We start from the raw sequence: 11867 nt of genomic DNA, 5'->3' as shown, positions 1-11867 counted from the left end.
CCCACACGGGCGGTCTATGAACCCGGTCACACCGTCGAGGTGGAGATCCGAAGGTCGAAGCCGCCGGTGGGAACACTCACGCTCTGGCGGTTAGGGGAACGTATCGCCGTCGTGCCGGTGAATGAAGACCGCACCGTCTCGCTCGGCACCCTGCCGGTCGGCTCCTATGGTGTCGAGCTCGACGTCGACGGAACGACAGCGCGGACCGCGGTCCAAGTGCTCGACGACAGCCGCTCGAGACTGCGCTACGGGTTCGTCGCAAGTTATGCCCCCGACAAGGACGCCGAAGCTGTCCGCGACATGGCACGGCGACTGCATCTCAACGGCATCCAGTTCTACGACTGGGCCTACCGGCACGCGGACCTGCTCGGCGGGGGCGAACATTATGAGGACGCCCTCGGCCAGCCGATCGTACTCGCCACGGTGCGCAGGCTTGTCGACACGCTCAGAGAGGGCGGGACCTCGTCATACGGCTATGCGGCGGTGTATGCCGTCGGGCCGGAGGAATGGCCCGCCTGGCGGCAGCACGCGCTCCTTCGCCCTGACGGGGAGCCGTATGCGCTGGGCGATTTCCTCTTCATCATCGACCCCGCGGCACGGCCGTGGCTCGAGCACTTCACCCGAGATCTCGTCGACGCGACCGAGGCGGTGGGCTTCGACGGGTTCCACCTCGATCAGTACGGATACCCGAAGTTCGCCTCGACCCCCGACGGCACTCGCGTCGATGTGGCGGACTCGTTCGTCCAGATGGTCGAGACGGTACGCGAGGCGCTGCCCGACAGTCGCCTGGTCTTCAACAATGTGAACGACTTCCCGACATGGGACACGGCGAGTTCGCCGCAGGACGTCGTGTACATCGAACCGTGGCAACCTGTCGACACGCTCGGTGCGTTGGCGGCTGTGGCGACCCGCGCGAAATCCGTGGCCGGCGATCGTCCGGTTGTCCTCGCCGCCTACCAGCACGTATACGACCGGGCGCCCGCGCATATCGCTGACCTGTCCGCCGCATTCACGATGGCGACACTGTTCTCCCATGGGACGACACAGCTCCTCGCCGGCGAGGAGGGGCGCCTCCTCGTCGATCCGTATTACGTGCGGAATCGGGAGGCATCGTCTGAGACGATCGAGATGCTCGCGCGCTGGTACGACTTCGCGGTCGAACACGACTCGTTGCTCTTCGATCCGCGCATCGCAGAGGTGACGGCGTCGTTCGTCGGAGAGCACAACGCCGACCTCGACGTGCGATACAGCGCGGCGGAGGTCAGCGAGACGGCCGCGCCCGGGGCCGTGTGGCGTCGAGTCACGCGCACGGCGGAAGGCCTCGTCGTGCATCTCATCAATCTCGCAGGACAGAGCGACGCGCTCTGGGACGCTCCACGCTCCGAACCGGCGGATCCCGGCGCAGGCGAGCTGCGGTTCCGATACGTCCGGGGACGCATCCCTCGCGTACGCGTCGCCGATCCGGACGGCACGCCGCGCCTGCACGACCTCGACGTCCGACTCGACGGCGACGACGCGATCGTCGCCCTCCCCGCAATCAACATCTGGCAGGTCATCCATGTCGCTCTCTGAGCACTCCGTCGCCGACGCCCCTGCCCAGTCCGACGCCGCGTGGTGGAAGAGCGCGGTCGTCTATCAGATCTACCCGCGCAGCTTTCAGGACTCCGACGGCGACGGCATCGGAGACCTCCGCGGGATCGTGCGTCGACTCGACCACCTCGCGAGACTCGGCGTCGACGTGATCTGGCTCTCTCCGGTGTACCGGTCGCCGCACGCGGACAACGGCTACGACATCAGCGACTATCAGGAGATCGACCCGCTCTTCGGAACCCTCTCGGACATGGACGAGCTGCTCCGCGCCGTCCACGAGCGCGGCATGAAGCTCATCATGGACCTCGTCGTCAATCACACCTCCGACCAGCACCCTTGGTTCCTGGAGTCTCGATCCAGCCGCGAGAACCCCAAACGTGATTGGTATCACTGGCGACAGCCGCGCGATGGAGGAGAGCCGAACAACTGGGAGTCCTTCTTCTCCGGACCCGCCTGGACGCGCGATCCAGTGACGGGCGAGTACTACCTTCACCTCTTCGCGCCACAGCAGCCCGACCTGAACTGGGACAATCCGCAGGTCCGTCACGCTGTGTACCGCATGATGCGGTGGTGGCTCGACCGAGGCGTCGACGGGTTCCGCATGGACGTGATCAATCTCATCTCCAAACAACCCGGCCTGCCTGACGGGCGGGTCGCCCCGGGCAGACGATACGGCGACGGGTTTCCGCACTTCTCCGAGGGACCGCGGCTTCACGAGTACCTGCAGGAGATGAGACGAGAGGTGTTCGACGGACGCGGCGCTCTCCTGACCGTGGGGGAGACGCCAGGCGTCACGACGGACCAGGCGGCGCTGTTCTCTGACCCCGAACGTCGTGAACTCGACATGATCTTCCAGTTCGATCATGTCGGGCTCGACCATGTCGATGGCAAGTTCCGCTCACGTCGACTCTCGCCCGGTGAACTCGCCGACTCCTTCACGCGGTGGCAGGACGCTCTCGCCGAGGCCGGATGGAACAGCCTGTACCTCTCCAACCACGATCAACCGCGGCCGGTCAGCAGATTCGGCGACGACACCCGCTGGTGGCGACAGTCCGCAACCGCGCTTGCGACCGTCCTGCATCTCCAGCGAGGGACGCCCTACGTCTATCAGGGCGAGGAACTCGGGATGACGAACGTGCCCTTCGCCGACATCGGCGACTACCGCGACGTCGAGACGCTCAATCACTACCGGACGGCGATCGAGGACGGTGCCGACCCGGCCGACACGATCCTCGGCATCCGCGCGATGAGCAGGGACCACGCGCGCACGCCGGTGCAGTGGGATGCCACAGCACACGCAGGTTTCACGACCGGTGACCCGTGGATCGCGACGAATCCCAATTACATTCATCTCAACGCGAGCGCACAGTACGGCGACGAGATGTCCGTCTTCGAGCACTACCGCGCCCTCATCGATCTGCGGCACCGGCTGCCTGTCGTCGCCCACGGAACCTTTGCGCGGCTCGACGCGGGCGATCCGGCGATCTTCGGGTTCGAACGCGTTCTGAACGCGGACGTCCTCTTCGTCGTCGCCAATCTCTCGTCGCACGACGTGACGCCACTCCTTGATGCGGAGTTCGTCGATGCGTGGGTCGGCGGCGAGATCATCCTCAGCAACGGACTGTCCGAGCCGCGCGTGGACGCACCGTTGGGCCCCTGGGAGGTGAAGGTCTACGCGCGCTGAACGCCCCAGCCGACCCGGGCTCTCGAATGACGATGACGTCGAAAGAAGCGACAATGCACTCACGAAAACTGATCCGACAAGCCGCCGCCGCCGCCGGTATAGCCGCCGTCGCGGCGGCGCTGGCGATTGCGCCGACCCTCCCCGCTGCTGCCGCCGCCGACCTCGGCGACGCGTGGACCGACAAGTCGCGCTACGCGCCAGGGGAGACCGTGACCGTGACCGCCGAGGTGTCGGGAACGGGACCAGTCGACTTCTCACTCGTCCATCTCGGGGCGGTGGTCGCCAGCGGAACCGTCCAGGCGACGGGCGACGGCGAAGTCGACTGGGCAGTCACGCCGCCGGCCCAGGACTTCACCGGCTACCTCGTGCACGTTGACGCTTCAGACGAGAGCACGCAGACGGCCGTCGACGTCTCGAGCGACTGGACGCGATACCCGCGCACGGGATATCTCGACACGTACGCGGCCGACCTCCCTGCGGCCGAGCGGCAGGAAATCGTCCAGGACCTCTCGAGGAAGTACCACCTGAACTCCCTGCAGTTCTACGACTGGATGTGGCGGCACGAGAAGCCCATCGAACGTGATGTCGACGGCGACCTCGTTCCGACGTGGACGGCCTGGAACGGCGACGTCATCGCCCCTGACACCGTGTCAGGCTTCATCGATGCCGCCCACGACGAGAACATCGCGGCGCTTCCCTACTCGATGAGCTATGCCGCGCTCGAAGGCTTCACCGCCCACGGCGTCGACGAGGACTGGCGCCTCACGTATCGATCCGACGGCAGCGATTGGAAGTTCCAGATGCTGCCGAACCGTCCGGACACCACCCTGTGGCTCATGAATCCGGAGAATCCTGGCTGGGAGGGCCACATCACCGCGCAGTACGCGGACCAGATCAGCACCATGGGATTCGACGGCACACACATCGACCAGCTCGGCAACTGGGGCGGCGCACCGGACGGCGGGATGGACGACATCCTCGGCGATCCGGTTGATCTTCCCGGCGGCTTCGCCGATCTGATCGACACGACGCGCGACGTCACCGGTCGCCTTGCGGGATTCAACGCCGTCGACGGATTCGGCGCGGAGGCGATTGCCGGCTCATCGAGCGAATACCTCTACACCGAACTCTGGGAGAACCACGAAACATACGCGCAGGTCGCCGACTATCTCGACTCCCAGCGTGCGTACTCCGGCGGCAAGGGCGCGCTCGTCGCGGCATACCTCAACTACCGGATCAACACCGGCACCAGCTATGAAGCCGAAGACGGACAGCTCGCCGGTGGTGTCGCCGTCGACGACGACCACCTGGGCTATACGGGCACAGGCTTCCTCGACAACTTCGGCGCCACGGGGGACTCGGTGACGGTCACCGTCACCGTTCCCGAGAGTCGGCGCTACGGCATCGTGCCTCGCTGGAGCAACGGCACAGGGGCGACGGTCACACGGACGGTCGCCGTAGACGGGGCCGAAGCTGGTCAGATCAAGCTCACCCCCACCGCCGACTGGGACACCTGGAACACCGAAGGGGGCACCGCAGCCTTCCTCTCGGCCGGCACGCACACGATCGAGCTGTCCGTCGAGAGCGGCGACACAGGTTACGCGAATCTCGACAGCATCACGCTCGGCACCTTCGACACGCCATCAGTTCAACTCGCCAACGCCGCGTTCGCCGCGAACGGCGCCAGCCACATCGAGATGGGCCAGGGCGATCAGATGCTCGTGGCGCCATACTTCCTCGACGAGACGAAGCAGATGTCGCACGAGCTCCAGGCATGGATGGAGAGCTATTACGACGTCATCACCGGATACGAGAACGTGCTCTACGGGCCCACGCTGCGGCGGCTCGACAACATCGTCGAGATCGCCGGGCACCAGACGAGCACGAACGGTGCGGGTGGCACGATCTGGACGAACGTCATGCGCAACGATGGTCGTGACGTCATCCATCTGCTCAATCTCGAAGGCAACGACGGCCAGTGGCGGAACCCGGCGGCAGACCCGGCGACGCTCACGGACGTCCCCGTCAAGTACTACCTCGGCGACAGCCCGACGCCGGAAGCTGTGCACGTGGCGAGTCCCGACCGCGACGGCGGTCGTGCCACGGAACTGCCGTTCACTCAGGGAAGCGACGCAGGAGGCGCGTATATCAGCTTCGTCGTCCCGTCTCTGACGAACTGGGACATCGTCTACATGGGCGAATCCACCGTCGGGAACGGGAATGTCGTCACCAAGGCCGCTCACTGCCTCGATGTCGCGGGCGGATCGACCGCGAACGGCACCGCGATCCAGCTCTGGAGCTGCGCCGATGTGCCGGCCCAGGACTGGACGTTCGAGAACGGCCAGTTGAAGGCCCTCGGCAGATGTCTGGACCTGGAGGCGGGCGGAACGTCGAACGGCACACTCGCGCACCTGTGGGATTGCAACACGAGTCCCAGCCAGCAGTGGGAGCGAACGGCGCATTCGCAGTACCACAACGCCGCCAGCGGCCGGTGCCTCGACGCCGACGGCGAAGGCACCGCCGACGGGACACGAGTGCACATCTGGGACTGTCACACCGGTCCCAGCCAGAAGTGGACGTTGCCGAGATGATGCACCGCTGAGTGACGTCTCGGTCACCTCCCCGCAAGTCAACAGGTCTCCGTCGAGTCCGCTGCGAACAGCTGCGGACTCGACGGAGACTTGTCGATTCGAGGTGTGGCCTCAGGCGTCGACGATGACCGTCTCGGCGATGGGGCGGCGCTCGCGCGGCGCCGACTCACCGGCGCGCACGGGCTCCGGCAGGTGGGCGGAATCGCCGAGGTCGCCGACGGCGAGGAGCGTGACGACCTCGAGGCGGTCGGGCAGCTCGAAGTGGGCGTGCACGGCGGGCGCGTCGAAGCCCGTCATCTGGTGCACGAAGAGACCGTCGTGGTGGGCCTGCACCGAGAAGTGCGCGGCGGCCTGGCCGAGGTCGTAGTGCGCCGTCGCGTGGGTGCGCCCCTCGTCGCTCTCGAGCTCGGCGATCGCGACGACGAGCACTCCGGCCTTCGTCGCCCACATCTTGTTGAAGTCGACGAGCGCCTCGGAGATGGCGGCGTAGGCGGCGGATCCGCGGCGCGCGACGATGAACCGCCACGGCTGATTGTTGTACGCCGAGGGGCTCCAGCGGGCGGCCTCCAGGGCGCTCGCGAGCTTGCCCTCGTCGACGGAGGCGGATCCGTCGTAGGCGCGGGGGCTCCAGCGCGCGGCGAGGATGTCGAGGACGGGCGCGTCGGTGGGTGCCGTGCGGTCGAGGGCGGTGGTGCTCATTCTGCTCCCTGGGGTAGGCCAGCGGTTCGGGCGTGGGCCGATGCCCACCTCGACCTCAACCACGCCCCGTGAAGAGTATTCCCGTGAATGAAGAAATGTGTCGGCCCCGGCCCGAAGTGGGCCGGGGCCGACGGGCATCAGCGCGTCAGCGCATCACGCCACTTCACGCGGGATCCCATCCGCAGCAGCGAGTTCTCGTAGATCCGCGCCGCGATCCCGATCACGACGACGCACGCGGCGAGCGAGATGACGATCGAGACGATCGGCTCCCACCACTGCGCCTCGTTGAAGAACAGCCGGATCGGCATCGACACGGGCGACGAGAACGGCACGTACGACATGATCGACATCACCAGGGGGTTGCTGCTGAAGAAGATGACGAGCATGTACGGGATCATCACGAGGTACATGATCGGCGCGACCGACTGGCTGATGTCCTCCTGCCGGGACACCATGGCGCCCGTCGCGGCGAACATGGTCGCGATCAGCAGGAAGCCCGTCACGAAGAACAGTGCGAACCAGAGCAGCGGTGCGCCGAGGCCCGAGAGGATCTCGATCTGCCCCGTCGCCATGAGCGAGATCGAGACGGCCGCGACGATGAGGACGATCTGCGCGAGTGCCATGATCGTGTTCCCGAGGACCTTCCCCGCGAGCAGCGCGCGGGCGGGGATCGCGGTGATGAGGATCTCGATGACGCGCGTCTGCTTCTCCTCGACGACGCTCGTCGCGACCGGCATCCCGAACGACATCGCCGACATCATGAAGATGACGCCGAACGCGATGCCCATGATGTAGCGGAGGAAGGTCCAGCCGCCATCGGGATCCAGCAGTTCGACGGACGGCGCCTGCGACAGCGACGACACGAGCATCTCGGGGGCCTCGGTGAGCGCCACGACGGTCGTGCCCGTCGGCGACGTCTCGTCGGGCACGACGGCCGCGTCGACCTCCTCGTCGCGCACCAGATCGCGGGCCTCGTCCGGCGAGGCGACGCTCGTGACGTCGACGCCGTCGATGTCGGCGAGCTGGCCCGCGATCTGCGACGGCGCCGCGATCGAGGTCGTCTGGACGCGATCGCCGAGGACGTTCATCAGGACGATCCCCGCGACGATGCCGACCAGGATGATCGCGGTCGAGATGAGGAACGCCTTGCTGCGGATCCGCGTGACGACCTCGCGTTCCGCGACGAGATAGGTCGCCTGGGCGGTGGACACCGCCGGGGCGCCGGATGCGATGGTCATCGGACGACCTCCTTGAAGATCTGCGAGAGCGACGGATGCTGCGGGGCGAATCGGGTGACGGATCCCTCGGAGATCGAACGGCGGAGGACGCGCTGCGCCGTCTCATCCGCGTCGACGTCGAACACGGCGTATCCCGTGTCGAACTCGATGACCTCGACGCCCGGCTCCTCGCGCAACCAGCCCGCGTCACCCGACGAGACGAGTTCGTAGCGGTTGGTCGAGTGCTGCGTGCGCAACTCTTCGCGGCCGCCCGCCGCGCGGACGGTGCCGCCGGAGATGATGACGAGGTCGTCGCAGAGCCGCTCGACGAGGTCGAGCTGGTGCGATGAGAACAGCACCGAGACGCCCGCGTCGGCGCGCTCCTGCAGCACCGAGAGCACCGTCTCGACGGCGAGCGGATCCAGCCCGCTGAACGGCTCGTCGAGGATCAGCACATCGGGGTCGTGCACGAGCGACGCGGCGATCTGCGCGCGCTGCTGGTTGCCGAGCGACAGCGACTCGATGGGATCCGTGAGCCGCTCCTCGAGACCGAGGCGCCCGAGGATCGCGCGCGCCTTCTCGGCCGCGACCTGCTTGTCGAAGCCGTGCAGGCGCGCGAGGTAGGTGATCTGCTCGTGCACCTTCATCTTGGGGTAGAGGCCGCGCTCCTCCGGCATGTAGCCGAAGCTGCGCCGCTGGGCGGCGGTCAGCGGGGCGCCGTCGAGCGTGACCTCGCCGGCGTCGCGCGAGAGCAGACCGAGGATGATGCGCATCGTCGTCGTCTTGCCCGCGCCGTTGCCGCCGACGAAGCCCGTGAGGCGACCGCGCGCCACGGAGAACGACACATCGTCGAGCGCCGTGCGGTCGCCGTACCGCTTGGTGATTCCGGTGAGCTGGAGCATGCCCCCGACGCTACGGAGCGCCGGCGGCCGCCGCCTCCGCCGCGCGACGGATCTTCGTCACCGCCGCGCGGAGGAGAGGGAGGGTCGCCAGAAGTGGTCAGTCGCGGCGCCCGCGCACTGACATTCTCTGGCGACCCTCGATCAGCGCGCCGGCCAGCCCTCTTCCTCGGCGTCGGTGAAGCGGTCGTTCGCCTCGGGATGCTCGGCGTCGTGCGGCTGCTCGGCCATGAACGCCTCCGGGCCCTTCTCGATCGCGACAGGGTCCATCCACATGAACTCGAGGATGTGGCCGTCGGGGTCGGTCATCGACACCTGCGTCATGAAGCCGTAGTCCTGGGGCTCCTTGTTCTCGCCGCCGCCGTTCGCGAGGACGAGCTCGCGGGTCCTCTCGACCTCCTCCTTCGACGCGCGGCTGATGGCGGTGATGACCTGCGCCCCGGCGTCGGGCGACAGCACGGGCTTGTCGGTGAAGGTCGCGAAGTACTCCGTCTTCAGGATCATGAAGAACACGTTCTCGTCCCACTTGATGCACGCGGCGTTCTCGTCGGTGAACTCGGGGACGATGTCGGCGCCGAGGGCCGTGTAGAACGCCTTCGAGCGCTCGAGGTCGGCGACGGGCAGGTTGACGAACACGCTCGTGGTCATGGTGCGCTCCTTCGCAGGGGGTCGTGTCGAGATCAGCATGCTCCCGGCGGGCGCATCGGTTCAAGGGGTGTCGCGGGATCCGTCGCGCGGGGGAGGCTGACGCGTGGTGCGGCGAATACCGTGGACCCATGGTCGACACCGCCCCCCGGGTCTCGCGCACAGCGACGCCTTCGCGCCCATTCGCGCGCCAGGCGCCATCCGTCGCGCAGGCGCGCGCGGACGTGTGGCTGGGCGTGACACTCTTCGTCGGCGCCGTCATCAGCTCTGTCCTCGGGTACTTCGCCCAGCTCGCCGGCCCGGACACGCTCGACGCGCGCGCCGGCCTCGTCTATGCGGCGGTGATCTCGCTGCCGTTCGTCGTGCGTCGCCGGCATCCGATCCTCGTCGCGATCGTCGTCAACGCCGTCTACATCGTCGGCATGGAGATGGGCGTCCCCGAGCTGTACGTCGGTCAGATCGTCCTGTTCCTCGCGATGTACACGGTCGGGGCGTGGGTCGACGACCGACAGCGTGCGCGGCTCGTGCGCCTCGCGATCGTCGCCGCGATGTTCGTGTGGATGCTCGTCGCGACTTTCCGCGCCGCGACGGAGCCCGTGCCCGAGGGCGTCACGGCGGTGGGGGCGCTGTCACCGACGCTCGCCTACATGCTCATCATGTGGCTCGTGAACGTCGTCTTCTTCGGCGGCGCCTACTATATGGGCGACAAGGCATATGAGGCGGCGCTGGGCCGGCAGGCGCTCCAGGAGCGCACGCGCGAGCTCGAGGAGCAGCAGGAGATTGCCTCCGCCCAGGCCGTCGCGCTCGACCGGGTGCGCATCGCGCGCGAGCTGCACGACGTCGTCGCACACCACGTCTCCGCCATGGGCGTGCAGGCCGGAGCCGCGCGCACGGTCGTCGACGCGGATCCCGAGAAGGCGAAGTCGGCGCTCGCCGCGGTCGAGCAGTCATCCCGGCAGGCGATCGCCGAGCTCCGCCACCTCCTCGACACGCTGCGCGACCACGATGAGCGGGCCGACGAGGCGCCGTCGACGATCGGCTTCGCGTCGCTCGATGCGCTCGTGCGCGGATCCGACGCCGCCGGGACGCCGACGACGCTCCGCGTCATCGGCGAGGCGCGAGAGGTGTCCGACTTCGTGCAGATCAACATGTACCGCATCGCGCAGGAGGCGCTCACGAACGCCCGCCGCCACGGCGGCCCCGGCGTCACGGCCGATGTGCGGCTGCGATACGGCGACGACGCGGTCGAGCTCGAGGTGACGAACACGGGGCGCGTCGTACTCGGATCCCGCACCGGCCTCGGCACGCTCGGCATGCGCGAGCGCGCGACCGCGATGGGTGCCCACCTCGAGGCGGGTCCGCGCGATCAGGGCGGCTATCTGGTGCGCGTGCGCGTGCCGCTCGCGGCAGAATGATCCCATGACCGCACCCACCGTCCTCCTCGTCGACGATCACGCGACGATGCGCGCCGGATTCCGCATGATCCTCGAGGCGTCGGGCATCGAGATCGCGGGGGAGGCGGCGACGGGTGTCGAGGCCGTCGATCGCGCCGCGCATCTCGCGCCGGACGTGGTCTTCATGGACGTGCAGATGCCCGATATGGACGGCATCGAGGCGACGCGCCGTATCGTCGCCTCCGGGTCTGCCGCGAGCATCGTCATCGTCACGACCTTCGACCGCGATGACTACCTGTTCGCGGCCCTCGACGCCGGAGCGAGCGGATTCCTTCTGAAGAACGCCGGTCCCGAGGAGCTCGTGCATGCGGCGCGCGTCGCGGCCTCAGGTGACGCACTCCTTGCGCCCGAGGTGACGCGGCGCGTGATCCAGCGGCATGGGGGATCTGCGGGGCCCGTGGAACCTGAGGCGAACGGGATCCCCGTCGACCTCACCGAGCGCGAGGCCGATGTGCTGCGCCTCCTCGCGTCGGCGATGAGCAACGCGGAGATCGCGAAGGAGCTGTTCATCGGCGAGGCCACCGTCAAGACCCACGTGTCGAACGTGCTGCAGAAGACGGGCACCCGCGACCGCGTCGCCGCCGTCGTGTGGGCCTACCGCCACGGCGTGGCGTGACCGGTCGGGGTCCTCTCAGCTGGCGCGCCTTATCGAGGGAGCCCGGAGATCAAGGCCCTCGTCGACGTGAGGAGCGCCTGCATAGGACCCGAGGCTATGACGGATCCGCGGGACGCTGCGTGTCGCTGATGTCGACCTCGAACGGCAGAGCACGCAGCTCCTGCGGGAGGACCTGCACACCGCGTAGCTCAGCGAGGGCGGAGTACTCATGCCAGGGGTAATTCTCGCCGGCATCCTGGAGATCGCCCTCGTCGGGCAATAGCGCAGATCGAATCGCCCTCAGAAGGACCGCTTCGTCGACATCGTCGATCGCACCATCATGCGGCGCGTGTCGAGAGTCACGAGAACCGCTGACCGAGACGCCACGATCCCGTCTCAGCTCGATGCGTTCTGACGTGTCGAGCTCGATGTATTCGCTGATGCTCACTGAGACCGATGACGACCCTGGGCTGCGGTCATGCTCGATATGGCA

Annotated in this window: 10 protein-coding genes; 5 read left to right on the top strand and 5 right to left on the bottom strand. The window is 67.5% G+C overall.

What is annotated here, in order from left to right; genetic code table 11:
- Positions 1 to 111 precede the first annotated feature (111 nt).
- Genes GB932_RS14535 through GB932_RS14525 form a run of 3 tightly spaced genes read left to right on the top strand, consistent with a single transcriptional unit; the run spans position 112 to position 5865 of the window.
- Positions 112 to 1572 (top strand): glycoside hydrolase family 66 protein, encoded by a 1461-nt coding sequence (locus GB932_RS14535; protein ID WP_497755956.1) that lies wholly within the window; start codon positions 112 to 114, stop codon positions 1570 to 1572.
- A complete protein-coding gene (locus GB932_RS14530) occupies positions 1559 to 3274 on the top strand; it encodes an alpha-glucosidase (RefSeq protein ID WP_156761406.1) in 1716 nt (571 codons plus the stop codon). Before GB932_RS14535 ends, GB932_RS14530 begins: the two co-directional genes overlap by 14 nt.
- 53 nt (positions 3275 to 3327) lie before the next feature.
- Positions 3328 to 5865, top strand: coding sequence for a glycoside hydrolase family 66 protein (locus tag GB932_RS14525; RefSeq protein WP_197517504.1), 2538 nt, complete (start codon positions 3328 to 3330; stop codon positions 5863 to 5865).
- Between the two features lie 111 nt (positions 5866 to 5976).
- On the opposite strand, the gene GB932_RS14520 is transcribed toward GB932_RS14525, so the two are convergent.
- The 4 genes from GB932_RS14520 to GB932_RS14505 form a co-directional block, all read right to left on the bottom strand.
- Complete coding sequence (locus GB932_RS14520; protein ID WP_156761404.1) at positions 5977 to 6564, bottom strand: nitroreductase family protein; 588 nt, start codon at positions 6562 to 6564, stop codon at positions 5977 to 5979.
- Positions 6565 to 6701: 137 nt separating this feature from the next.
- On the bottom strand, positions 6702 to 7802 hold the full coding sequence (locus GB932_RS14515; protein ID WP_156761403.1) for an ABC transporter permease: 1101 nt from the start codon (positions 7800 to 7802) through the stop codon (positions 6702 to 6704).
- Positions 7799 to 8683 (bottom strand): ABC transporter ATP-binding protein, encoded by an 885-nt coding sequence (locus tag GB932_RS14510; RefSeq protein WP_156761402.1) that lies wholly within the window; start codon positions 8681 to 8683, stop codon positions 7799 to 7801. The genes GB932_RS14515 and GB932_RS14510 overlap by 4 nt, the downstream gene beginning before the upstream one ends.
- Positions 8684 to 8824: 141 nt before the next feature.
- Positions 8825 to 9328 carry a VOC family protein gene (locus GB932_RS14505; RefSeq protein WP_156761401.1) on the bottom strand — a complete coding sequence of 168 codons (504 nt, stop codon included), beginning with the start codon at positions 9326 to 9328 and terminating at the stop codon, positions 8825 to 8827.
- A 128-nt stretch (positions 9329 to 9456) separates the two neighbouring features.
- On the opposite strand from GB932_RS14505, the gene GB932_RS14500 reads away from it, so the two are divergent.
- Positions 9457 to 10740, top strand: a complete 1284-nt coding sequence (locus tag GB932_RS14500) for a sensor histidine kinase (RefSeq protein ID WP_156761400.1) — start codon at positions 9457 to 9459, stop codon at positions 10738 to 10740.
- Positions 10741 to 10744: 4 nt separating this feature from the next.
- On the top strand, positions 10745 to 11395 hold the full coding sequence (locus GB932_RS14495) for a response regulator (RefSeq protein WP_156761399.1): 651 nt from the start codon (positions 10745 to 10747) through the stop codon (positions 11393 to 11395).
- Positions 11396 to 11489: 94 nt separating this feature from the next.
- Here GB932_RS14495 and GB932_RS14490 read toward each other — a convergent pair whose 3' ends face one another.
- Positions 11490 to 11822 carry a hypothetical protein gene (locus GB932_RS14490; RefSeq protein ID WP_156761398.1) on the bottom strand — a complete coding sequence of 111 codons (333 nt, stop codon included), beginning with the start codon at positions 11820 to 11822 and terminating at the stop codon, positions 11490 to 11492.
- Positions 11823 to 11867: the final 45 nt, after the last annotated feature.

This window comes from Microbacterium karelineae, from assembly GCF_009745985.1.
Taxonomy (GTDB): Bacteria; Actinomycetota; Actinomycetes; order Actinomycetales; family Microbacteriaceae; genus Microbacterium; species Microbacterium karelineae.
The sequence above is the reverse complement of the archived record's forward strand: the minus strand, read 5'-3'. Positions and strand labels throughout refer to the sequence as shown.

Excerpts from the sequence above, each read along its gene's own strand:
- GB932_RS14495 (WP_156761399.1), top strand. The coding sequence starts at position 10,745 with ATGACCGCACCCACCGTCCTCCTCGTCGACGATCACGCGACGATGCGC.
- GB932_RS14520 (WP_156761404.1), bottom strand. The coding sequence starts at position 6,564 with ATGAGCACCACCGCCCTCGACCGCACGGCACCCACCGACGCGCCCGTC.
- GB932_RS14530 (WP_156761406.1), top strand. The coding sequence starts at position 1,559 with ATGTCGCTCTCTGAGCACTCCGTCGCCGACGCCCCTGCCCAGTCCGAC.
- GB932_RS14505 (WP_156761401.1), bottom strand. The coding sequence starts at position 9,328 with ATGACCACGAGCGTGTTCGTCAACCTGCCCGTCGCCGACCTCGAGCGC.
- GB932_RS14525 (WP_197517504.1), top strand. The coding sequence starts at position 3,328 with ATGCACTCACGAAAACTGATCCGACAAGCCGCCGCCGCCGCCGGTATA.
- GB932_RS14515 (WP_156761403.1), bottom strand. The coding sequence starts at position 7,802 with ATGACCATCGCATCCGGCGCCCCGGCGGTGTCCACCGCCCAGGCGACC.
- GB932_RS14510 (WP_156761402.1), bottom strand. The coding sequence starts at position 8,683 with ATGCTCCAGCTCACCGGAATCACCAAGCGGTACGGCGACCGCACGGCG.
- GB932_RS14500 (WP_156761400.1), top strand. The coding sequence starts at position 9,457 with ATGGTCGACACCGCCCCCCGGGTCTCGCGCACAGCGACGCCTTCGCGC.